The organism is Sinomonas sp. RB5 (genome assembly GCF_054063535.1).
In genome coordinates, this window is the sequence record NZ_JBSSGJ010000003.1 from 103,066 (window position 1) to 125,993 (window position 22,928).

Annotated in this window: 22 protein-coding genes; 21 read left to right on the forward strand and 1 reads right to left on the reverse strand. The window is 72.1% G+C overall.

Annotated features, from left to right (window positions below; genetic code table 11):
• Positions 1 to 91: 91 nt before the first annotated feature.
• From dacB to panC, 12 genes are all read left to right on the forward strand, one after another.
• On the forward strand, positions 92 to 1,609 hold the full coding sequence (gene dacB, locus ACVWWH_RS05340) for a D-alanyl-D-alanine carboxypeptidase/D-alanyl-D-alanine endopeptidase (RefSeq protein WP_066494521.1): 1,518 nt from the start codon (positions 92 to 94) through the stop codon (positions 1,607 to 1,609).
• A 63-nt stretch (positions 1,610 to 1,672) separates the two neighbouring features.
• Positions 1,673 to 2,779, forward strand: a complete 1,107-nt coding sequence (locus tag ACVWWH_RS05345) for a zinc-dependent metalloprotease (protein ID WP_457315906.1) — start codon at positions 1,673 to 1,675, stop codon at positions 2,777 to 2,779.
• A 107-nt stretch (positions 2,780 to 2,886) separates the two neighbouring features.
• Positions 2,887 to 3,951, forward strand: a complete 1,065-nt coding sequence (gene tilS / locus ACVWWH_RS05350) for a tRNA lysidine(34) synthetase TilS (protein ID WP_457316006.1) — start codon at positions 2,887 to 2,889, stop codon at positions 3,949 to 3,951.
• Positions 3,952 to 4,003: 52 nt separating this feature from the next.
• Positions 4,004 to 4,555: a hypoxanthine phosphoribosyltransferase gene (hpt, locus tag ACVWWH_RS05355; protein ID WP_066494525.1), complete on the forward strand. Its 552-nt coding sequence runs from the start codon at positions 4,004 to 4,006 to the stop codon at positions 4,553 to 4,555.
• Positions 4,556 to 4,720: 165 nt separating this feature from the next.
• Positions 4,721 to 6,751, forward strand: coding sequence for an ATP-dependent zinc metalloprotease FtsH (ftsH, locus tag ACVWWH_RS05360; protein WP_066494526.1), 2,031 nt, complete (start codon positions 4,721 to 4,723; stop codon positions 6,749 to 6,751).
• Between the two features lie 47 nt (positions 6,752 to 6,798).
• Positions 6,799 to 7,413 (forward strand): GTP cyclohydrolase I FolE, encoded by a 615-nt coding sequence (gene folE, locus ACVWWH_RS05365; RefSeq protein ID WP_066494527.1) that lies wholly within the window; start codon positions 6,799 to 6,801, stop codon positions 7,411 to 7,413.
• A gap of 10 nt (positions 7,414 to 7,423) precedes the next feature.
• Complete coding sequence (gene folP / locus ACVWWH_RS05370) at positions 7,424 to 8,329, forward strand: dihydropteroate synthase (RefSeq protein WP_457315907.1); 906 nt, start codon at positions 7,424 to 7,426, stop codon at positions 8,327 to 8,329.
• A 6-nt stretch (positions 8,330 to 8,335) separates the two neighbouring features.
• Entirely contained in the window at positions 8,336 to 8,734 is a 399-nt protein-coding gene (folB, locus tag ACVWWH_RS05375; protein ID WP_457315908.1) for a dihydroneopterin aldolase, read from the forward strand.
• A gap of 1 nt (position 8,735) precedes the next feature.
• Complete coding sequence (gene folK / locus ACVWWH_RS05380) at positions 8,736 to 9,281, forward strand: 2-amino-4-hydroxy-6-hydroxymethyldihydropteridine diphosphokinase (protein WP_066494531.1); 546 nt, start codon at positions 8,736 to 8,738, stop codon at positions 9,279 to 9,281.
• A complete protein-coding gene (locus tag ACVWWH_RS05385; RefSeq protein WP_457315909.1) occupies positions 9,278 to 9,781 on the forward strand; it encodes a DUF3180 domain-containing protein in 504 nt (167 codons plus the stop codon). Before folK ends, ACVWWH_RS05385 begins: the two co-directional genes overlap by 4 nt.
• A gap of 40 nt (positions 9,782 to 9,821) precedes the next feature.
• Positions 9,822 to 10,730, forward strand: coding sequence for a Rossmann-like and DUF2520 domain-containing protein (locus tag ACVWWH_RS05390; protein ID WP_457315910.1), 909 nt, complete (start codon positions 9,822 to 9,824; stop codon positions 10,728 to 10,730).
• On the forward strand, positions 10,730 to 11,659 hold the full coding sequence (gene panC, locus ACVWWH_RS05395; protein ID WP_457315911.1) for a pantoate--beta-alanine ligase: 930 nt from the start codon (positions 10,730 to 10,732) through the stop codon (positions 11,657 to 11,659). The genes ACVWWH_RS05390 and panC overlap by 1 nt, the downstream gene beginning before the upstream one ends.
• A 19-nt stretch (positions 11,660 to 11,678) precedes the next feature.
• Here panC and ACVWWH_RS05400 read toward each other — a convergent pair whose 3' ends face one another.
• Positions 11,679 to 12,527: an alpha/beta fold hydrolase gene (locus tag ACVWWH_RS05400; RefSeq protein ID WP_447420602.1), complete on the reverse strand. Its 849-nt coding sequence runs from the start codon at positions 12,525 to 12,527 to the stop codon at positions 11,679 to 11,681.
• A 164-nt stretch (positions 12,528 to 12,691) separates the two neighbouring features.
• Between ACVWWH_RS05400 and lysS the strand changes: the two genes are divergently transcribed.
• The 9 genes from lysS (at position 12,692) to ACVWWH_RS05445 (ending at position 22,872) form a co-directional block, all read left to right on the forward strand.
• The gene (gene lysS, locus ACVWWH_RS05405; RefSeq protein WP_457316007.1) at positions 12,692 to 14,146 is read left to right on the forward strand and encodes a lysine--tRNA ligase; all 1,455 of its coding nucleotides are present in this window, start codon (positions 12,692 to 12,694) and stop codon (positions 14,144 to 14,146) included.
• Positions 14,146 to 14,292 carry a hypothetical protein gene (locus ACVWWH_RS05410; RefSeq protein WP_169803031.1) on the forward strand — a complete coding sequence of 49 codons (147 nt, stop codon included), beginning with the start codon at positions 14,146 to 14,148 and terminating at the stop codon, positions 14,290 to 14,292. The genes lysS and ACVWWH_RS05410 overlap by 1 nt, the downstream gene beginning before the upstream one ends.
• A gap of 149 nt (positions 14,293 to 14,441) precedes the next feature.
• Positions 14,442 to 14,780, forward strand: a complete 339-nt coding sequence (locus ACVWWH_RS05415; protein WP_066494541.1) for a histone-like nucleoid-structuring protein Lsr2 — start codon at positions 14,442 to 14,444, stop codon at positions 14,778 to 14,780.
• Between the two features lie 317 nt (positions 14,781 to 15,097).
• On the forward strand, positions 15,098 to 17,617 hold the full coding sequence (locus ACVWWH_RS05420) for an ATP-dependent Clp protease ATP-binding subunit (protein ID WP_066494542.1): 2,520 nt from the start codon (positions 15,098 to 15,100) through the stop codon (positions 17,615 to 17,617).
• A 185-nt stretch (positions 17,618 to 17,802) separates the two neighbouring features.
• Positions 17,803 to 18,090 (forward strand): hypothetical protein, encoded by a 288-nt coding sequence (locus ACVWWH_RS05425; RefSeq protein WP_457315912.1) that lies wholly within the window; start codon positions 17,803 to 17,805, stop codon positions 18,088 to 18,090.
• Between the two features lie 148 nt (positions 18,091 to 18,238).
• Positions 18,239 to 19,240 (forward strand): dihydroxyacetone kinase subunit DhaK, encoded by a 1,002-nt coding sequence (gene dhaK / locus ACVWWH_RS05430; RefSeq protein WP_066494550.1) that lies wholly within the window; start codon positions 18,239 to 18,241, stop codon positions 19,238 to 19,240.
• Entirely contained in the window at positions 19,240 to 19,875 is a 636-nt protein-coding gene (gene dhaL, locus ACVWWH_RS05435; RefSeq protein ID WP_066494552.1) for a dihydroxyacetone kinase subunit DhaL, read from the forward strand. Before dhaK ends, dhaL begins: the two co-directional genes overlap by 1 nt.
• Positions 19,872 to 20,546 (forward strand): dihydroxyacetone kinase phosphoryl donor subunit DhaM, encoded by a 675-nt coding sequence (gene dhaM / locus ACVWWH_RS05440; protein WP_066494555.1) that lies wholly within the window; start codon positions 19,872 to 19,874, stop codon positions 20,544 to 20,546. The genes dhaL and dhaM overlap by 4 nt, the downstream gene beginning before the upstream one ends.
• A 223-nt stretch (positions 20,547 to 20,769) precedes the next feature.
• Positions 20,770 to 22,872, forward strand: a complete 2,103-nt coding sequence (locus ACVWWH_RS05445; RefSeq protein ID WP_457316008.1) for a prolyl oligopeptidase family serine peptidase — start codon at positions 20,770 to 20,772, stop codon at positions 22,870 to 22,872.
• Positions 22,873 to 22,928 lie beyond the last annotated feature (56 nt).

The window sequence follows — 22,928 nt, forward strand, 5'->3', positions numbered from 1 at the left end:
GCCACGGCGGCGACTACGATGAAGGATATCTGCCTTGGGGCCCTCGCTCCCCGTATCGAGGCCACACCTGCACCCGAGGACGGAGCCCTCCATGACTTCCGAGCGCGGCCGCCGCACGCCCCTGGGCAGTGCGTGGGCGCTCGTGGCCTGCGCCGTCGTCCTCGCGGTCGCGGTGGCCGCCGCCCTGCTGGCCACGGGCGCGGCGACCCGCGCGCGGGCGGCACTGTTCCCGGCCCCGAGGCCCGCCGCGACGACCCCGGCGTGGCTCGCGCCGCCGTCGTCCGCCCCCACGCTCGAGGGGGCCGCGACCCTCTCGCCCGCCGCGGCGGAGCCCGCGCCCGCCGCCCTCGCCAAGGAACTGGGGGACGCGTTCAAGCCCGCCGGGGGCACGATCAGCGCCACCGTGCTCGACGGCCTCACCGGCCAGACGCTCTACTCGCAGGGCGGCACCGAGGGGCACGTGCCGGCCTCCAACCTCAAGCTCCTCACGGCCGCCGCAGCCCTGACCACCCTCGGCCCGGACACGACGCTCAGCACCAAGGCCGTGCGCGGACAGGACCCCGGCACGGTGGTGCTCGTGGGCGGCGGCGACGTCATGCTCGGCGCCGGGGCCTCCCAGCCGGACGCGGTGATGGGCCGGGCCGGCATGGCGACGCTCGCGGACCAGACCGCCGCCGCCCTCCTCCAGGCCGCCGCGCCGTCCACGCACGACGCCGCGGGGGCGCCCCGCGCGTCCGCCTCGCCGCCGGCGCCGCTCCCCGCCACGGTCACGGTGCGCCTCGACGACACCCTCTTCACGGGCCCCTCCCTCAATCCGGCGTGGGACCCCGAGGACGTCGCTGCCGGCGAGATCGCCCCCCTGTATGCCCTCGCCCTCAACGCCGGCCGCAGCGCCCCCGGCGCCGCCGGCCCCCGCCCCCAGGACTCCGCGATGGACGCCGCCGCGGCCTTCCGGACCGAGCTCGCCAAGGACCTCGCCGCTGCCGGCGTGAAGGTCGCGGACGGGATCGAGCGCGCCGCCGCCCCCGCCGGGGCGCCCCAGCTCGCCGCCGTGCAGAGCGCCACGGTCGCGGACCAGCTGGGCTACACGCTGCGCGAGTCGGACAACTACGCCGCCGAGGCCCTCGGCCGCCTCGCCTCCCACGCCGCGGGCGGCCCGGCCAGCAACGACGGCGCGGTGGCCGCGCTCAAGGCCGCGGCCTCCCGGGTCCTGGGCAGCGCGGACGGCTTCCAGCTCTCCGACGCGTGCGGGCTCGCCATCGCCGACCGGGCGGCGCCGACCGCCCTCGCTGGCCTGGTCCGCGCCATGGCGCTCGGGTCCGACCCCCGCCTGCGCGCGGCCCTCGACGGCCTCCCCGTCGCCGGGCTCGACGGCACCCTGGCGGGGCGGTTCGGCGGGGCGGCGGCGGGCGGCGCCGGCGTGGTGCGGGCCAAGACCGGGACGCTGAACACCGTGGCCGCGCTGAGCGGCTACGCCGTGGACGCCGACGGGCGCCTGCTCGTGTTCTCGGTGCTGGCCAACGGGCTCGACCCTGCCAAGCGCGAGTCCGTCCTGGCGGCCATCGACGACGGGGTCGCGGCGCTCGCCGGCTGCGGCTGCAGGGGCTGATCACCCGCCGCGAACCTCGCCCGCCCCGGGCCGAATGTCAGCTGCGTGTGGTCGAATGGTGCCATGGATGCCCCGCAGATGGCCGGCCAACTGATCAACTGGGACCTCGCCGCCGCGACGGCGGCCCGGCTCACGCCGCCGGGCCCGGCGCTGAGCGCGGCTGAGGCCAGGGAGGCGGTGGAGAGCCTGCGCCGCCTGGCCGACGCGTCCGTGCCCCATGTCCACCGCATCACGGGCCTCGCCGTGGCCGAGGACCTCCGCGACTCCCAGCTGCTGATCGTGGACCGCGCCTCGTGGGCCAAGGCGAACGCGCAGGGCTTCGAGGTCATGATGGCCCCGGTCCTCGCGCACCTCGTCGAGAAGAAGGCCAGCGAGCTCACGCCGGCCGCGGCCCGGGTGGGCGGCGCGATCACCGGCGCCCAGCTGGGGGCCATCCTCGCCTACCTCGCGAGCCGGGTCCTGGGCCAGTACGAGCCCTTCGCCGCCCTCGCCCCCGGCTCCACCGTGCCGCCCGCCGGCCGGCTGCTGCTCGTGGCGCCCAACATCGTCCACGTCGAGCGCGAGCTCGCGGTCGACCCGGAGGACTTCCGGATGTGGGTGTGCCTCCACGAGCAGACCCACCGTGTCCAGTTCGCTGCGGCGCCGTGGCTGCGCGGGCACATGACCGAGCAGATCGGCAAGCTCAGCGAGAGCCTCGTGGGCAACGTGGACAGCATCATGGAGCGGGCGACGGCGGCGGCGAAGTCCCTGCGCGACCGCACCGGCACCTCGGCGAACCTGCCGAGCAAGGGGGCGATCCTCGACCTCCTCCGGGACCCCGAGGAGCGCGCGGCGATCTCCCACCTCACCGCGGTCATGAGCCTGCTCGAGGGGCATGCCAACGTCGTGATGGACGCCGTCGACGCGTCGGTGGTGCCCAGCGTGCGCACGATCCGCCAGCGCTTCCAGGCCCGCAACGAGAACCGCGGGCCGATCGAGACCTTCGTGCGCCGGTTCCTGGGGCTCGAGGCGAAGATGCGCCAGTACACGGACGGCCAGGAGTTCGTCCGCCACGTGGTGGACACCGTCGGGATGGCCGGCTTCAACCGGGTCTGGGAGTCCGCCGAGCACCTTCCGACCGAGGAGGAGATCCACGACCCCGCCGCGTGGGTCGCCCGGATGGGGCTGTGAACCCGGAGGCCCCCGGCGGAGACGGCACTGCCTGGGACCCCGCCCGCGACGCGGCCTCCCCGGCGCGGCGGCGGCTGCACCCCGCGGTGGGAGCCGCCCGCAACGCGGTGAGGTCCGCCCTCGAGGAGGCCGGCTGGCCGCCCGTCGTCCTCGTCGCCTGCTCCGGAGGCCCCGACTCGCTCGCGCTCGCCGCTGCGGTGGCGCACTTCGCACGCAGGGGGAGCGTCCGGGCACCCGGCGGCGGCAGCCACCCGCTGCGGGCCGGGGCCGTCGTCGTCGACCATCAGCTGCAGGAGGGCTCGGGCGAGGTCGCGCGCACGACGGCGGCCGTGCTGGCCGGCCTGGGCCTCGCACCGGTGCGGGTGGTCCCCGTCGAGGTGCGGGCCGAGGGGGAGGGGCCGGAGGCGGCCGCGAGGACCGCACGGCACGCCGCCCTCGAGGAGGAGGCCCGGGCGCTCGTGGCCGGGGCCGTGCTGCTCGGCCACACCCTCGACGACCAGGCCGAGCAGGTGCTGCTGGGCCTGGCCCGCGGCTCCGGGGCGCGCGCCCTCGGCGCCATGCGGAGAGTCCGGGGCCTGTTCGTGCGGCCGTTCCTCGGACTCCGCCGTGCCGAGACCCTCGACATCTGCGCGGCGGAGGGCCTCGAGCCCTGGTTCGACCCCACCAACGAGGACCAGAGGTTCATGCGTTCCCGCGTGCGGGCGTCGATCATGCCCTTCCTCGAGACCGAGCTCGGGCCCGGCGTGGCCGAGGCGCTCGCCCGCACGGCCTCGCTCCTGGGCGCCGACGCCGACTTCCTCGACGCCCACGCCCAGCGGGCCTACGAGTCCCTCGCCGAGGTCGTGGCCGCCGAGCCGCTGACCGCCGAAGTGGCGGCACGCGCCGGAGCCGGGCCACGCGCCGTCGTGCTCCCCGGGGACGCACTCCGTGACCTGCCGCCGGCGATCCGGGGGCGCGTCATCGCCCTCGCCGTGGCCGAGCTGGGCGGGGAGGCGACCTACGAGCGGCTCCGCGCCGTCGAGCGGCTCCTCGACCGGCGGGGCTCGGCCGGCCCCGTCGAGGTGCCCGGACACGTGAGCGCCTACCGCCGGAGCGCGTCCGGCGCTGCACCGGGCACCAGAGGAATCAGTCCCGGCGCACCCGGGGCGCTAGTCTTGGTATCGCACCGCTGAACCCAGCGGCCTCGCGCCCCAGCAGTCACGCTCGCAATCTCAGGAGCCGCAGGTGGAATCGACCGACGTCCAGGCAGATCTCAAGCACGTCCTCAAGTCGAAAGACGAGATCCAGAACCGCATTGCCGAGCTTGCCGCGGAGATCGACCGCGACTACGAGGGGCGCGACCTGCTGATCGTCGGCGTGCTGAAGGGCGCCGTCATGGTCATGGCCGACCTGGCGCGGGCGCTGCACTCGCACGTGACCATGGACTGGATGGCGGTCTCCTCCTACGGCTCGGGCACCCAGTCCTCCGGAGTGGTCCGCATCCTCAAGGACCTCGACTCGGACCTCATGGGCAAGCACGTCCTCATCGTCGAGGACATCATCGACTCGGGCCTGACGCTCTCGTGGCTCAAGACCAACCTCGAGTCCCGCGGGACGGCGTCGGTCGAGATCTGCACGGCCTTCCGCAAGCCGGATGCCGCGAAGGTCGCGATCAATGTCAAGTACGTGGGGTTCGACATCCCCAACGAGTTCGTGGTGGGCTACGGCCTCGACTACGCCGAGAAGTACCGCAACCTCGACTTCGTGGGCACGCTCGCGCCGCACGTGTACGAGTGATCGTTTCGCCCTGAGCGCACGGGCGGGGAACTTCCGCCGCTCGGGGGGAACTTTTGCCCGTCTCCATGCGTGAACGCTTCCGAACGGTGTCATGCTGGTGGCCACACTCTGGTGCATGACGGTACCGGTGCATGAGAAGAAGGGACGGGGCCCAGCCCCGATTTCATGAACGTCAAGAGCTTCGTCAAGGGTCCGGGAATCTGGATCATCGTTGTGATCGTCCTGCTGCTGCTGGCCTTCGGGACCCTCGCACCGGGCGGCAGCACGCGCGTGGACACCTCGGTGGGGCTCCAGCTCATCAAGGACGGGAAGGTCTCGCAGGCGAAGATCTTCAACGGTGACGAGCGCGTCGACATGGTCCTCAAGGACGACTACGTCGTCGACGGGCAGGACAAGGGCAAGAACGTCCAGTTCTACTACGTGACCCCGCGCGGCAACGACGTCATCAACGCGATCGATGCCGCCAACCTCCCGCAGGGCTTCTCGGACCAGCCGGTCGAGAACAACTGGTTCAGCTCCATGCTGTCCCTGCTCATCCCCGTCGTGCTCCTCGGGGCGCTCTTCTGGTTCCTCCTCTCGCGCATGCAGGGCGGCGGCAGCCAGGTCATGAAGTTCGGCAAGTCCAGGGCCAAGATGATCACCAAGGACATGCCCCAGGTGACCTTCTCCGACGTCGCGGGCGCGGACGAGGCCGTCGAGGAGCTCCACGAGATCAAGGAGTTCCTCCAGGACCCGGGCAAGTTCCAGGCCGTCGGCGCCAAGATCCCCAAGGGCGTGCTCCTCTACGGCCCTCCGGGAACCGGCAAGACCCTCCTGGCCCGCGCGGTGGCCGGCGAGGCCGGGGTGCCGTTCTTCTCGATCTCCGGCTCGGAGTTCGTCGAGATGTTCGTCGGCGTCGGCGCCTCCCGCGTCCGCGACCTCTTCGAGCAGGCCAAGGCCAACGCCCCCGCAATCGTCTTCGTCGACGAGATCGACGCGGTGGGCCGCCACCGCGGCGCCGGAATCGGCGGCGGCAACGACGAGCGCGAGCAGACCCTCAACCAGCTCCTCGTCGAGATGGACGGCTTCGACCCGAAGGCCAACGTCATCATCATCGCGGCCACCAACCGGCCCGACGTCCTCGACCCCGCCCTTCTGCGCCCGGGCCGCTTCGACCGGCAGATCCCCGTCGAGGCTCCGGACCTCCTGGGCCGCGAGCACATCCTCTCCGTCCACGCCAAGGGCAAGCCGCTCGCGCAGAACGTGGACCTCAAGGCCGTCGCGAAGAAGACCCCCGGCTACACGGGCGCGGACCTCGCGAACGTCCTGAACGAGGCCGCACTCCTCACGGCGCGCTCCAACGCCCAGCTGATCGACGACCGTGCCCTCGACGAGGCCATCGACCGCGTCATGGCCGGCCCGCAGAAGCGCTCCCGCGTCATGAAGGACCTCGAGCGCAAGATCACGGCCTACCACGAGGGCGGGCACGCCCTCGTGGCCGCCGCCCTGCGCAACTCCGCGCCCGTCACCAAGATCACGATCCTCCCGCGCGGCCGCGCCCTCGGCTACACGATGGTGGTGCCGGAGGAGGACAAGTACTCGGTGACGCGCAACGAGCTCCTCGACCAGCTCGCATACGCCATGGGCGGCCGCGTCGCCGAGGAGATCGTCTTCCACGACCCGTCCACCGGCGCCTCGAACGACATCGAGAAGGCCACGGGCACCGCGCGCAAGATGGTCACCCAGTACGGCATGAGCGAGCGCGTCGGCGCGGTGAAGCTCGGCCAGGGGGGCGGCGAGCCCTTCCTGGGCCGCGACGCCGCCCACGAGCGTAACTACTCCGACCAGGTCGCCTACGTGGTGGACGAGGAGGTGCGCCGCCTGATGGACCAGGCCCACGACGAGGCGTACGAGATCCTCACGGACAACCGGCACGTCCTCGACCGCCTCGCCGCGGCGCTGCTCGAGCACGAGACCCTGAACCAGCGCGAGATCGCCGAGATCTTCACGGACGTGCGCAAGCGCGACTTCCGCGAGGTCTGGCTCTCGAAGGGCACCCGGCCGGTGCAGGACATCCCGCCGGTCGAGACCGAGTCCGAGCGCAGGGCCCGCGAGGAGGCCTCCAAGGCCCGCCACGAGGAGCCCCTCGACGTCGGCCAGGCCCACCATCCGCACGGGGAGCAGGAGTTCGTCAAGGACCGTCACGACGGGGTGTGACGGCCCCGAAAGGGACCTGGACGCCACGCACCGATAGGATCATTGACGTGACCCACTTCGATGACGACGACGTGTCCGCGCTGCCCGCCGAGGCCGAGAAGATGGATCTGCCGCGTATCGAGGCGGCCGTGCGCGAGATCCTTCTCGCGGTCGGCGAGGACCCGGACCGGAGCGGACTGAAGGACACCCCCCAGCGCGTCGCGAGGGCCTACGCCGAGACGTTCGCCGGCCTCCACCACGACGCCGAGGAGATCCTCGGGGTGACCTTCGACATGGACCACGAAGAGCTCGTGCTCGTGAAGGACATCCCGTTCTACTCGACGTGCGAGCACCATCTCGTGCCGTTCCACGGCGTCGCGCACGTCGGGTACATCCCCTCGCACGACGGCCGGGTCACCGGGCTGAGCAAGCTCGCCCGCCTCGTGGACGTCTACGCGCGCCGACCCCAGGTGCAGGAGCGCCTCACGTCCCAGGTGGCGGACGCCATCGTCAGCCACCTCAAGCCCCGCGGAGTGATCGTGGTCGTCGACTGCGAGCACATGTGCATGTCCATGCGGGGTGTCCGCAAGCCGGGCGCCCACACGGTCACGAGCGCCGTCCGCGGTCAGCTGCACGACCCAGCCACCCGTGCCGAAGCCATGAGCCTCATTCTCGGAAAGTGAGCACACGATAGTGGACTCTCTCGCAGCAGCGCCCGGAACCGGGCCGAACACCTCCCCCCTCCCCGTCCTCCGCAAGCCGCGTCCCAAGGCCACCTTCGAGGGCCTGCCCCGGGACCGCGCCGTGGTCATGGGCATCCTCAACGTCACCCCGGACTCGTTCTCCGACGGCGGCGACCACGCCCAGGCAGACAGCGCGATCGCCGCCGGCCTGCGCATGTTCTACGCCGGCGCAGACATCATCGACGTCGGGGGCGAGTCGACGCGGCCCGGAGCCGAGGAGGTGCCCGAGGACGTCGAGCAGGAGCGCGTGCTCCCGGTCATCGAGGCGCTCGCCAAGGCCGGGGCCCTCGTGTCCGTGGACACCCGCAGGGCGAGCACCGCCGCGAAGGCCCTCGATGCCGGCGCCACGATCGTCAACGACGTCTCCGGGCTCGCGGTCAGCGACGAGATGATCCGCCTCGTGGCCGAGCGCGACGCCTACTACGTCCTCATGCACAACCGCGGCGACTCGAAGTCCATGGACGGGCTGGCCTCCTACGGCGACGTGGTGGAGGACGTGATCGCGGAGACCCTCAAGGTCCGCGACCGGCTGCGCGCCGGCGGCGTGAGCGACGCCCGCATCATCCTCGATCCGGGCCTCGGGTTCGCCAAGCAGGGCGAGCAGAACTGGGAGCTGGTCAAGCACGTCGGCCGCTTCACGGCCCTCGGCTACCCCGTGCTGGTCGCGGCCTCCCGCAAGCGGTTCCTCGGTGAGCTGCTCACGAGCGCGGGCAAGGCCGCCGAGCCGAAGGACAGGGACGCGGCCACCGCCGCGATCACCGCCCTCGCGGCGGCCGCGGGCGCGTGGGGCGTGCGCGTGCACGACGTCGTGGCGAACCTCGACGCCGTCAAGGTCGCAGCCCGGGCGAAGGCCTAGGGCGCGGTGGGCAGCCACCCGGGCGCCGGTGGCGCAAGGACCCGCAGGCCCGACCTGATCACTCTCACCGGGGTCAGGGCGGTCGGGCACCACGGCGTGCTGGACTTCGAACGGCGGGACGGGCAGCCCTTCGTGGTGGACGCCGTCCTGCACACGGACTTCGGCGCCGCGGCGTCGTCGGACGACCTGTCCCGGACTGTCAGCTACGCCGAGGTCGCCGAGCGTATCGTCGGACTCGTCGAGGGCGACCCGGTCGACCTGATCGAGACCCTCGCCGTGCGCCTCGCCGACACGCTCCTGGCCGAGTTCCCGGTCGATGCCGTGGAGCTGACCGTCCACAAGCCGCAAGCCCCGATCACCGTGCCGTTCGGCGACGTGTCGGTGACCGTGTTCAGGGAGCGCTGAGATGGAGACGGGGCACCACGGCTGGGTCAGGTCGGTCCTGGCGCTCGGCAGCAACCTCGGGGCCCGGGCGGAGACTTTGGCCGAGGCCGTCGCCGACCTCGTCGACCGCCCCGAGGTGCGCCTCGTCGACGTCTCGCCCGTCGTGCAGACCAAGCCCGTGGGCGGCCCCGAGGGGCAGCCGGACTTCCTGAACATGGTCGTGATCGTCGAGACCACGCTGGGCCCCCACGAGCTGCTCGAGCACTGCCACGCCGTGGAGGCCAAGCACCACCGCACCCGCGAGGTCCGGTGGGGCCCGCGCACGCTCGACGTCGACATCATCACCTACGGCGACCTGCAGCTCGACGACCCGGATTTGACGATCCCGCACCCCCGGGCGGCCGAGCGAGCGTTCGTCCTGTTCCCGTGGCTCGTGATCGAGCCGCTCGCTGTGCTCGAGGGCCATCCGATCGTGGAGCTGCTGGAGTTCTGCGCCGATGCCGACGGTGTCGAGGGCTATGACATGCTCACCGATGGAGGCACCCAGACCGGAGGGGGAAGCCAGTGAAGCCGCTCAAGCCGTGGGTCCTCGTGCTCGTGGCCATCGTCGTGGGGCTCCTGGGCGTCGCCGCGAACGCGTTCGCGATGCGCAGTTCCGCGCCCACGCCCGTGCTCCCGATCAGCGCCATCGGCTCGATGGCGGTGATCGCGGTCGTGACGCTGGGCCTCGGGATCAGGGTGCTCCGCTGGCGCACCGGACACCGTTCCCACATGCTCGACCCGATCTTCGCCGCCCGGACCCTCGTCCTCGCGCACGCCTGCGCCTATGCGGGCGCCGTCCTCCTCGGCTGGCACGGGGGCGTCATCGCGGACCAGGTCCCGCTGCTCGCCTCCCGCGCTGGCACCCCCGCCGTCCAGACCGCCCTCCTGCTGATCGCCGGCAGCGTGGTCATGGTCGCCATCGGCTTCATCGTCGAGCGCTTCTGTCGCATCCCGCCCGAGGAGGGCGACGACGAGGGCCTCTCCGAGGGAGGCCGGACCCCGGACACCGAGGGCGGCCTTGCCTAGCTCCGCCTCCCGGCAGCCCTCCCGCCCCGGCAGGCTCGGCGTGGGCGTCATTGGCGCCGGCAAGGTGGGCGCCGTCCTCGGGGCGGCGCTGCGTGCGGCCCAGCACGCCCTCGTCGGGGTCTCGGCGGTGTCCGAGGAGAGCCGGGAGCGCGCCGAGCTGCTCCTGCCCGGCGTGCCCGTCCTCGAGGTCCCCGACATCGTCGAACGCTCCGAGCTCGTCCTGCTGGCCGTGCCCGACGACGCACTGGGGCCGCTCGTCGAGGGCCTCGCCAAGCTCGGCGCCTGGCAGCCAGGCCAGCTCGTGGCGCACACCTCCGGGCGCCACGGCGTGGGCATCCTCGCCCCCGTGCGGGCGGCGGGCGCGATCCCGCTCGCCATCCACCCCGCCATGACGTTCACCGGGATGTCCCTGGACCTCGCGCGCCTGACCGACTGCTGCTTCGGCGTCACCGCGGACCCGGCAATGCTGCCGATCGCGCAGGCGCTCGTGGTCGAGATGGGTGCCGAGCCCGTGGTGGTCGCGGAAGGGGACCGTGCCGCCTACCACGCTGCCCTCGCGCACGGATCGAACCACCTCGTCACCCTCGCGTCCCAGGCCGCAGAGATCCTCGGCCGGATCGGCGTCCCGGACCCCGGCGCCGTCCTCGGCCCCCTCCTGCGCGCTTCGCTCGACAACGCGCTCTCGGCCGGCGAGTCCGCGCTGACCGGGCCCGTGGCCCGCGGCGACGTCGGCACCGTCGCCGCCCACATCGGTGCCCTGGCCGAGCTCGCCGCCGATCCGGATGGCGCCGGCGGCGCCGCGGATATCCTTGAGGCGTACCGGGCCATGGCCCACGCGACGGCCGTCCGCGCCGAGCGCAGGGGTCGGCTCACCGCCTCGGCCCGCGAGGCCATCGAGAAGGCGCTCGAGAGCACGGAGCCCGGCGACGAGACACGAGAGGACCTCTGATGCCCGCTGAGTCGGTTCCCGCGATCGAGATCGTCCGCACCCGCGCCGAGCTCCAGCCGGCCATTGCCCGCCACCTCGCCGCGAAGCGCCGGGGCCCCGGGGCCCCGTCCCTCGGGCTCGTGCCGACCATGGGCGCCCTGCACGCGGGCCACCGCGCCCTCGCGGAGGCCGCGGTGGCCCAGAATGACGTCGTGGTGGCGAGCGTGTTCGTCAATCCGCTCCAGTTCGGCGACGCCACCGACCTCGAGCGCTACCCCCGCACGCTCGACGCGGACGCAGCCCTCCTGGCCGAGGCCGGGGTGGACCTCGTCTTCGCCCCGGACGTCGAGGAGATGTACCCCGGCGGCGAGCCCGAGGTGCGCGTGGCCGCGGGGCCCCTGGCCCAGAAGTGGGAGGGCGCCTCCCGCCCGGGACACTTCGACGGCGTGTGCACCGTGGTGTCGAAGCTGCTGCACCTGGCGATGCCGGGCGGGTTCGACGGCGCACGGGCGGTCTACCGCGCCTACTTCGGGCAGAAGGACGCCCAGCAGGTCGCCGTCGTGCGGCGGATGGTCCAGGACCTGGACTTCCCCGTCGAGATCGTCGCGGTGCCGATCGTGCGCGACCCGGACGGGCTGGCCCTCTCGAGCCGCAACCGCTTCCTGTCCGGGCAGGAGCGCGATGCCGCGCTCGTCCTCTCGCGGGCCCTGGGGCTCCTCGAGGACCGGGCCCGCGCGCACGAGCCCCTCAATCCCGACGACGCCGAGGCGCTCATCCGGTCCCAGCCGCTCGTGGAGCTGGACTACCTGGACGTCGTGGACACGGACACGCTCGAGCCGCTCGCGTTCGCCTGCCGGGAGACGCCGTTCACGGGGGAGGCGCTCGCGATCGTCGCCGCCGCCGTCGGCCCCGTGCGCCTCATCGACAACATGCCGCTGCGGGCCCGCTGAGTCTTCCGTCCGCGCCGGCTCAGCTCGCGAAGAACTCCGCGAGGCGGTCGACCAGCGGCTTCGCGGCCCGGGTCGGGGCATCGTGTGCGAGCTTGGGCAGGATCGCGATGTCGGAGGCCGGGAGCACGCCGTCGAGCTTCTGGGCCGCCTCGGCGAAGTACTCGGGGCTCGCGCCGCCCACGAGGAAGAGCGTCTCGAGGGGCAGCTCGTCGAAGCCCTTGGCCTCGGCGTCGGCGGCGACGACCGCCCGGATCTCGGCGGGACCGGTCGGGAGCAGGCGCGAGAGCTCCTTGCCCAGCGGCGTCCGGCTGCCGATCCGGTTGAGCACGGTCAGCACGGGCAGCGGGAGCTTGGAGATCGGGCCCGCCGTCTGCAGCCCGCGCAGCAGCACGGCGAGGGCCTTCTCCTCGTCCTTGGCCCGCAGGGCCTCCTCGAACTCGGGCATCCACGCGGCCTTGATGCTGCCCTCGAAGGAGATGATGGGGTCGTAGACAGCGATCTGCCCGATCCGCAGCTCGCGGCCGGCGTGCAGCGCGATGCAGCCGCCGTAGTTGTGGCCGAACACCGCGTCGCTGCCGGTGTGGGCGAGGACGGCGGCCAGGTCCGAGATCTCGGTGGCGAGCGAGTAGTCGGCCGGTTGCGGCGAGGAGGCCCCGCGCCCGCGCCTGTTGTACACGTGCACGGGAACGTGCAGGGCTTCGGCGAGCCGGACCGCGAGGTCCTTGTACAGCTCGGCGGTCACCATCGACCCGTGGACGACGACGATGCCTCCCCGCGCGGTCATCCCGCCTTCGGGGGCGGTGAAGAGCTCGAGGGACGCGCCGTCCGTGGTGGCCACGGTGGAGGAGGTCAGCTGCAGTGCACCCATGGACAGAGCCTAGCCGCAATCGCCGCAGCAGCCCCACCGACCACAGCGCGTGCGCACCCGCACGAGGGCCCCTCCGGAGCTCACAGGCAGCTGGCCTAGAATTGAATGCTGTGACTGCACAGAACCCCGCACCCGAGGCCCGGCCCGCCGACACCAGCGAGCAGATGCACATCCGCCGGGACAAGCGGGAGAAGCTCCTCGCCAACGGTGAGGCGCCGTACCCGGTCAAGCTGCCGCGCACGCATTCCCTCGCCGAGGTCCGGGCGACGTACCCCGAGCTCGAGCCGGACACGGCTACGGGGGAGACGGTCGGCGTCGCCGGTCGCGTCGTGTTCATCCGCAACACCGGCAAGCTGTGCTTCGCGACCCTGCAGGAGGGCGACGGCACGCGCCTGCAGGCCATGCTGAGCCTGGCGAACGTGGGCGAGCAGCGCCTCGCGGACTGGAAGGCCCTCGTCGACCTCGGCGACCACGTCTTCGTCCGCGGCGAGGTCATCTCCTCCCGGCGGGGCGAGCTCTCCGTCATGGTCGAGTCCTGGCAGATGGCCTCGAAGGCCCTGCGCCCCCTGCCCACGCTGCACGCGGGCCTGAATGAGGAGACGCGCGTCCGCCAGCGCTACGTGGACCTCCTGGTGCGCGAGGAGGCCCGCCAGATGGTCTACACGCGCTCCAAGATCACCAAGAGCGTGCGCGACACCCTCGATTCCCACGGCTACGTCGAGGTCGAGACGCCCATGCTCAACCTCGTCCACGGCGGAGCGACGGCCCGGCCGTTCGCGACCCACCTGAACGCGTTCGACCAGGACATGACCCTGCGCATCGCCACCGAGCTCTACCTCAAGCGGGCCGTCGTCGGCGGGATCGAGCGGGTCTACGAGATCGGGCGGGTGTTCCGCAACGAGGGCGTCGACTCCACCCACAGCCCCGAGTTCACCACGCTCGAGTGCTACGAGGCGTACGCCGACCAGTTCACGATGGCGGAGCGGATGAAGGAGATCATCCTCAACGTTGCCGACGTCATGGGCGCGCGCCAGATCGAGACGCCCGAGGGCACGATCGACCTCGACGGCGAATGGAAGTGGATCGGCGTCTACCCGGGCCTGTCGGAGGCCGTCGGCGAGGAGGTCACCCCTGACACCCCGCTCGAGCGCCTCCTGGCGATCGGCGACGCCCACGGCGTCAAGACGGACCCGCTGTGGACCCAGGAGAAGGCCGTCATCGAGCTCTTCGGCGAGATCGTCGAGCCCACCCTGCTCAACCCGACGTTCGTCTACGACTACCCGCCCTCCGCCCAGCCGCTCGCACGGCCCCACCGCGAGGATCCGCGCCTCATCGAGGCCTGGGACCTCATCATCGGCGGCATGGAGCGCGGCACGGCGTTCTCCGAGCTGATCGACCCCGTGGTCCAGCGGGAGCGGCTCACGGAGCAGTCCCGCCTGGCCGCCGAGGGCGACGACGAGGCCATGGCCCTCGACGAGGACTTCCTCCGCGCCCTCGAGTACGGCGCCCCGCCCATGGGCGGGATCGGGCTCGGGATCGACCGCCTGGTCATGCTGTTCACGCAGGCCGGAATTCGCGAAACCATCCTCTTCCCCCTTCTGAAGCCCGAGGCCAACTGATGGATTACGTCCTTGCCCTGCTCCCGCCGGTGGTCGTGGGGCTCATTTTCTGGTTCGCCATGCGCGCAATCTTCAATGCGGACAAGTCCGAACGGGAGGCGCTCGCCCGGGCCGAACGCGAATCCCAGGATCGCGCCGAGAATTGATGCACGCGAGTCGCTTTTGACTCGCAGCCTTTTGTGCCTTCATACTGTAATTGCTCAGCCGGTTCGGCGCCCCAGGGCCCCCGGACGCTGATTGCTTGAACTCACATTTGCTGAGTCCCCCCGGCGATGACAGAGAAGAGAGCCCAGATATGGCACAGAAGGTCCAAATCATCCTCGAGGATGACATCGACGGTGGCAAGGCTGACGAGACCGTCCGCTTCAGCCTCGATGGGTCGAATTACGAAATCGACCTTTCCTCGGCCAACGCCGAGAAGCTGCGCGGCGCGCTGGCCCAGTACATTTCCGCCGGCCGCAAGGCCGCAGCACGCACTGGCGCCGCCCCGAAGGCCCGTGCAGCCTCCTCCGGGTCCCGCAATTCCGACTCCGCGAAGATCCGGCAGTGGGCCCGCGACAACGGCTACAACGTGAATGCCCGCGGGCGGATTCAGCAGGAGATCCAGGAGGCCTACCGCCAGGCCAACGGCTGATACTCCTTGCGAATATTCAGATAAGGCACCCAGAGGGTGCCACCACGAATTCCCGGTGCATTGCACCGGGAATTCGTGCTTTCGCTGGCGGAACAATCGCAGCCCGGCGAATGCTGATTTTCCTCCGGACGACGGCGCGGGCCCACCTTCCGCCCCTGGCGTCCGCGCGGCGTCGTCCGCATCCAACCCGGGTCGGGCCCGGCGGCCGGACCCGGTCGCGGCGGTTCACCCTGTGGCGAACAGCCCTACCGGCCGCGGCCCCGGCACGTAGCATCGAACTACGCAGTGCACCCAAGCTAAACCGGGGAGTCCGAGCAATGTTCGAGAGATTCACAGACCGCGCCCGCCGCGTGGTGGTGCTGGCCCAAGAAGAGGCCCGCATGCTCAACCACAACTACATCGGGACCGAGCACATCCTCCTGGGGCTGATCCACGAGGGCGAAGGGGTCGCGGCCAAGGCTCTCGAGTCCCTCAGCATCTCGCTCGACGGCGTCCGCGAGCAGGTGCAGGAGATCATCGGCCAAGGCCAGCAGGCGCCGAGCGGGCACATCCCGTTCACGCCGCGCGCCAAGAAGGTCCTCGAGCTGTCGCTGCGCGAGGCGCTCCAGCTCGGCCACAACTACATCGGCACCGAGCACATCCTCCTCGGCCTCATCCGTGAGGGCGAGGGGGTCGCCGCCCAGGTGCTGGTCAAGCTCGGCGCTGACCTCAACCGCGTGCGCCAGCAGGTCATCCAGCTCCTGTCCGGCTACCAGGGCAAGGAGACCGCCGCGACCGGCTCCGGCTCGGGCCAGCCCGAGGGCACGCCCGCGGGCTCGGTGGTCCTGGACCAGTTCGGCCGCAACCTGACCCAGGCTGCGCGCGAGAACAAGCTCGATCCCGTGATCGGGCGCGAGCACGAGATGGAACGCGTCATGCAGGTCCTCTCGCGCCGCACCAAGAACAACCCCGTCCTCATCGGCGAGCCCGGCGTCGGCAAGACCGCCGTCGTCGAGGGCCTCGCCCAGGCGATCGTCCGCGGCGACGTGCCGGAGACGATCAAGGACAAGCAGCTCTACACCCTCGACCTCGGCTCCCTCGTGGCCGGCTCCCGCTACCGCGGCGACTTCGAGGAGCGCCTGAAGAAGGTCCTCAAGGAGATCCGCACCCGCGGCGACATCATCCTGTTCATCGACGAGATCCACACCCTCGTCGGGGCCGGCGCCGCGGAGGGCGCGATCGACGCGGCGAGCATCCTCAAGCCGATGCTCGCCCGCGGCGAGCTGCAGACCATCGGCGCGACGACGCTCGACGAGTACCGCAAGCACATCGAGAAGGACGCCGCGCTCGAGCGCCGCTTCCAGCCGATCCAGGTCTCCGAGCCGTCCGTGGCCCTGGCGATCGAGATCCTCAAGGGCCTGCGCGACCGCTACGAGGCGCACCACCGGGTGACCATCACCGACGGCGCCCTCGCCGCGGCGGCCAACCTCGCGGAGCGCTACATCTCCGACCGGTTCCTGCCGGACAAGGCGATCGACCTGATCGACGAGGCCGGGGCGCGCCTGCGCATCCGCCGGATGACGGCGCCGCCGGAGCTGAAGGCCCTCGACGAGCGCATCGCCGGACTCAAGCTCGAGAAGGAGTCCGCGATCGACGCGCAGGACTTCGAGGGCGCCGCCTCCCTGCGCGACAAGGAGCAGAAGCTCATCGCCGAGCGGGCCGAGCGCGAGCGCGCTTGGAAGTCCGGCGACATGGACGGCGTGGCCGAGGTGGACGAGGACCTGATCGCCGAGGTGCTCGCGAACTCGACCGGCATCCCGGTGTTCAAGCTCACCGAGGAGGAGTCGACCCGCCTGCTCCACATGGAGGAGGAGCTGCACCGCCGCGTGGTGGGCCAGGACGACGCCATCAAGGCGCTCTCCCGCTCGATCCGCCGCACCCGTGCGGGCCTGAAGGATCCGAAGCGTCCCGGCGGGTCGTTCATCTTCGCCGGCCCCACCGGCGTGGGCAAGACCGAGCTCGCCAAGGCCCTCGCCGAGTTCCTCTTCGGCGAGGAGGACGCGCTCATCACGCTGGACATGTCCGAGTTCTCCGAGAAGCACACCGTCTCGCGGCTCTTCGGTGCCCCTCCGGGGTACGTGGGCTACGAGGAGGGCGGCCAGCTCACCGAGAAGGTCCGCCGCCGCCCGTTCTCCGTGGTGCTGTTCGACGAGGTGGAGAAGGCCCACGCGGACCTGTTCAACTCGCTTCTGCAGATCCTCGAGGACGGCCGCCTCACGGACTCCCAGGGACGCGTGGTGGACTTCAAGAACACCGTGATCATCATGACCACGAACCTCGGCTCGCGGGACATCTCCAAGGGTGTCATGACGGGCTTCCAGTCTGGGACGGACACGAAGACCGGGTACGAGCGGATGAAGGCCCGCGTGACGGAGGAGCTCAAGCAGCACTTCCGGCCCGAGTTCCTCAACCGCGTCGACGACGTCGTCGTGTTCCCGCAGCTGACGCAGGAAGAGATCATCGAGATCGTGGACCTCATGGTCGTCCGCCTCGAGAAGCGCCTCAAGGACAAGGACATGGGCATCGAGCTCACCCAGGCCGCCAAGGTCCTGCTCGCCACGCGCGGCTACGACCCGGCCATGGGTGCCCGCCCGCTGCGCCGCACGATCCAGTCCGAGATCGAGGACCAGCTCTCCGAGAAGATCCTCTTCGGCGACCTCTCCGCGGGAGACATCGTGGTGATCGACGTCGAGGGCGAGGGCGACGCGGCGAAGTTCACCTTCACCGGGACCCCGCGCCCGGAGGTCCCCGAGGTCGTCTCGCTGACCAAGGGCGGCGGCAAGGAGCTCGGCGCCTGACGGCGCCGGCCGAGCGGAGTCGAATCCCAAGAGCGGCCCCCCACCTCCTCGAGGTGGGGGGCCGCTCCGTGTCGCGGCCACGCTCCGGCCCCAGGGAGGACCTGTGCCCGGATGTTTCGCTGCGGCCGCCAGGGGGCAGTGACCGGGCGACCCGAAGACCACACGCACGGCCAGAGGAGGACCCGATGAGCAGCCAGAACTCCGAGAACCCGGAGACCACCGAGACCGGCGAGGGCGGCGGCTACGGCGAGCCGACCCCCGAGCAGGAGCTAGGCCAGCAGGCCGGCCCCGGCCAGCAGGACAACGCGGGCCGGCAGGACAACGCGGGCCGGCAGGACAACGCGGGCCGGCAGGACAACGCGGACCAGCAGGGCAACGCGGGCCAGGAGGCCGCCGAGGACAGGGCCGGAGAGCAGCAGGACCCCGTCACCGGCGAGACGCTCCGTCCCGGCGAGGCCGAGAGCCCGGGCTGATCCCGCAGGCCCGAGCGGCACGCGGCCGGCGCCCCCGCACGGAAGGTGCGCAGGGCGCCGTCGTGCGCCCTGTCCAAAGCACGCCGACGGGCGGTACGCTCCGAAGCACACCCGGGATGCCGTGCGAGACCGTGCGAAGGAGCGCGCCATGAAGAAGCTCATCAACGATCCCCAGAAGGTGGTCGACGAATCGGTGGAGGGCTTCGGCCTGGCCCACGCGGACCTCGTCGCCGTCCACACCGACCCCATCTTCATCAGCCGGGCCGGCGGCGCCGTGCAGGGCAAGGTCGGGCTGGTCTCCGGCGGCGGCAGCGGCCACGAGCCGCTCCACGGCGGCTACGTGGGCCGCGGGATGCTCGACGCCGCGGTGCCCGGGGCCGTCTTCACCTCCCCGACCCCTGACGCGATCATCCCGGCGACCCAGGCCGCGGACGGCGGGGCCGGCGTGGTGCACATCGTGAAGAACTACACCGGGGACGTCCTCAACTTCGAGACCGCCGGCGAGATGTGCGCGGCCGAGGGCATCGAGGTGCGCACCGTGCTCGTCAACGACGACGTCGCGGTCGAGGACTCCCTCTACACCGCCGGGCGGCGCGGTGTGGCCGGCACGGTCCTCGTGGAGAAGATCGCCGGTGCCGCGGCCGAGCGCGGAGACTCGCTCGACGCCGTCGAGGCCGTGGGCAACCGGGTCGTGGCCAACGTCCGATCGATGGGGCTCGCCCTCACCCCGTGCACCGTGCCGCACGCGGGCAAGCCGAGCTTCGAGCTGGCCGAGGACGAGATCGAGATCGGCATCGGCATCCACGGCGAGCCCGGCCGCCACCGCGTAGGCCTCGAGCCCGCGGACGCGCTCACGGAGCACCTGCTCACCCCGGTGGTCGAGGACCTCGGGATCGGCTCGGGGGAGAAGGCGCTGCTGTTCGTCAACGGCATGGGCGGGACCCCGCTATCCGAGCTGTACATCGTGTACCGCAGGGCCGCCCAGCTGCTCGCCGACCGCGGCGTGACGGTGGAGCGCAGCCTCGTGGGCAACTACATCACCTCGCTCGAGATGCAGGGCTGCTCGGTGACCGTCCTGCGGCTCGACGACGAGCTGACCGAGCTGTGGGACGCGCCCGTGCACACGCCCGCCCTGCGGTGGGGGGCCTGATGCCGGAACTGGACGCGGTCTGGGCCGAGCGGTGGCTGCGCGAGAGTGCGCGGGTCATCGCCGAGCACCGTGAGGAGCTGATCGACCTCGATCGCGCGATCGGGGACGGCGACCACGGCGAGAACATGGACCGGGGCTTCAGGGCCATCGTGGCCAAGCTGGACGAGGAGACGCCGGATTCGGTCGCGGCGGCGCTCAAGCTGGCCGCCATGATGCTCATGAGCAAGGTGGGCGGGGCCGCGGGGCCCCTCTACGGCACGGCCTACCTGCGCGCCTCCACGGCGGTCAGCGGGGCGGACGCCCTCGACGGATCGGCCGTCGCGGCCATGCTCACCGCCGGCAGGGACGGGATCGTGGCCCGCGGCAAGGCGGAGTCGGGGGACAAGACCATGGTGGATGCCTGGACCCCGGCCGCCGAGGCCGCACAGGATGCAGGGGACGGCGTGGCCGCGCTGTCCGCCGCCGCGGACGCCGCCGAGGCCGGCGCCCAGGCCACGAAGCCGCTCGTGGCCCGCAAGGGCCGGGCCAGCTACCTCGGGGAACGCAGCGCGGGCCACCTCGACCCCGGGGCCGTCTCGAGCGCGTACATCCTGCGGGCCGCGGTCACCGCGGCCACGAGCGGGGACATGGCGTGACTCCAGTCGGGCTGCTCATCGTCTCCCACAGCGCGCGCCTCGCCGAAGGCGTGGTCGAGGTCGCCGCCCAGATGGCCGCCGGGGTCCCCCTCGTCGCGGCAGGAGGGACGGACGACGGCGGGGTGGGCACCTCGTTCGAGAAGGTCATGGAAGGCATCGTGGCCGCCGACACGGGGGAGGGGGTCGTGGTCCTGACAGACCTCGGTTCCGCGGTCATGACGGCCGAGTCCGTGCTCGAGTTCCTTGACGACGAGCAGCGCGCCAAGGTCCGGATCGCCGACGCCGCGCTCGTGGAGGGCGCGGTCGCGGCCGCCGTCGCGTCGAAGGCGGGCGCGGGGCTGGAGGGGGTGGCCCGGGCCGCCGAGGAGGCCGTGCACGGGGCCGAGGCGGAGGAGGCCCCCGAGCTCACGGAGCCCACGGAGTCCGCCGTCCTGACGCTGACCAATCCCCTGGGCCTGCACGCGCGGCCCGCCGCGATCCTGGCCGGGCGCCTCTCGGCGTTCGACACGGCGGTGACCGTCAACGGTGTCGACGGCCAGTCCGTCATGGCGCTGATGGCCCTCGGCGCCGGCCAGGGCGAGCAGCTCGTCGTCGAGGCTTCCGGCCCCGACGCCGCCCAGGCCCTCGCGTTCGTGCGCGAGCAGGTCGAGGCGGGCTTCGGCGAACACTGAGCCCCACCTTCTGAAAGTCACGTCCTGAAGGTCACCTCCTGAAAGTCACCTTCTGAAGGTCACCTCCTGTGGGTACCCGCAGGAGGTGCCCCACAGGAGGTGACTCCCAGAAGGGGCCCGGGGTTGTGAAAGGAGTGTTTCACCAACAGTGAACGCCCCTGTGCTTCACGCCACATCGCGGGGTTGAATCGGAGGCATGACTGCCGAGACCGCCGCCGCCACCATGGCCGGCACCACGCCCGCGTCCGCAGAGCCAGCCGCCCGACCGGAGACGCCGTTCCACGACCTCGACCACTACGTGGCCATGCCCCGCCTCTCCGGGCTGGCCCTGAGCCCCGACGGCGCCCGGCTCGTCACCACCGTCGCGACGCTGAACGGCAAGGGCACCGAGTACGGGACCGCCCTGTGGGAGATCGACCCCGCCGGCCGTGCCCCCGCGCGCCGCATCACCCGCAGCGCCAAGGGCGAGGCGGGGGCCGCCTTCGCCGCGAACGGGGACCTCTACTTCACCTCGGCCCGGCCCGACCCGGACAAGCCCGACGAGGAGCCCGTCAACGCGCTCTGGCTCCTGCCGCGCGCCGGCGGGGAGGCGAGGGTCGTGCTCAGCCGCGCGGGCGGCGTCGACCGCGTCATCACGGCCCAGAAGGCGGACGCGACCTTCGTTCAGGCGTCCGTGCTCCCCGGCAGCGCCGACGAGGCCGACGACGAGGCACGCCGCAAGGGCCGCAAGGAGGCCAAGGTCGCGGCGATCCTGCACTCCTCCTACCCGGTGCGCTTCTGGGACTCCGACCTCGGGCCCGCCGAGCCGCGGCTGTTCGCCGTCGAGCGCTCGACGGCCGCGCCCGAGCCCGGCAAGCCCGCCACGGTGGACGCCGCCCCGGCGCTCGAGCTCCGCAGCCTCACCGCAGACGTCGGCCCCGCCCTCCGCTTCGGCGAGGCGCACGCGAGCCCCGACGGCCGCACCATCTACGCCTCGGTCGCCAAGCCGCTCGCGAAGGGCGACCTCCGCAGCGAGCTCATAGCGATCGACGTCGCCTCCGGCACGCGCCGCACGCTGCTGTCCGAGGACCGGATGGACTACACCGCCGGCCCGGTGAGCCCGGATGGGCGGACCGTCGCCGTGGTCGTCGAGCCGCACACGACGCCGACCAGCGCCTACCGCAGCGAGCTCCACCTCCTCGATGTCGAGACCGGGCAGCTGCGGCGCCTGGCGCCCGAGTGGGACCGGATGCCGCACCCGGCCGCGTGGCTCCCGGACGGCTCCGCGCTGCTCGTCACCGCGGACGAGGCCGGCCGCTCGCCCGTGTTCCGCCTCGACCCCGCCAGCGGGGAGGCCACCGCGGTGACGCACGACGACGCGGCCTACACCGACGTCCTCGTCGCGCCGGAGGGGGCCACCGCGTACGCCCTGCGCAGCTCCTACCTCTTCCCGCCCGAGGCCGTGCGGATCGACCTCGCGACCGGCGAGACCACGCGTCTGGGCAACCCGGTGGAACGGCCGGAGATCCCCGGCCGCCTCGAGGAGGTCACGGCCACCGCCGAGGACGGGACCCCGCTGCGCGCGTGGCTCGCCCTCCCTGCGGAGTCCCCCGACGGCGGCAAGCACCCCCTCCTCCTGTGGATCCACGGCGGCCCGATCAGCTCCTGGAACGCCTGGACGTGGCGGTGGAACCCCTGGCTGCTCGCGGCGCAGGGCTACGCGGTCCTGCTCCCGGACCCGGCCCTGTCCACGGGGTACGGCCAGCACTTCATCGACCGCGGCTGGGGCCGGTGGGGCGCCGAGCCGTACACGGACCTCATGGCCGTCACCGACGCGGCGCTCCGGCGCGGCGACCTCGATCCCGAGCGCACGGCGGCGATGGGCGGCTCCTTCGGCGGCTACATGGCCAACTGGGTGGCCGGGCACACTGACCGCTTCCGCGCGATCGTGACGCACGCGAGCCTGTGGGCCCTCGACGCCTTCGGCCCGACCACCGACATGGCGCTGTACTGGGCCAAGGAGATGGACGAGGCCATGATGCAGGCCAACTCCCCGCACCACTCGGTCGGCGAGATCCGCACGCCCATGCTCGTGATCCACGGTGACAAGGACTACCGCGTGCCGATCGGCGAGGGCCTGCGCCTGTGGTGGGAGCTCCTCTCCGCCTCGCAGCTCGCCGCGGACGACGAAGGCAGGACCCCGCACCGGTTCCTGTACTTCCCGGACGAGAACCACTGGATCCTCCAGCCCCAGCACGCCAAGGTCTGGTACGGCGTGGTGTCCGCCTTCCTCGCCGAGCACGTCCTGGGCGAGTCCCGGGAACTGCCGAAGGAGCTCGGCCTCTAGCGCTGGGGGCGCCCGGCCGGCGGGGGGCCGCCCCGCGCCGTCCGGGCGCCTCGATG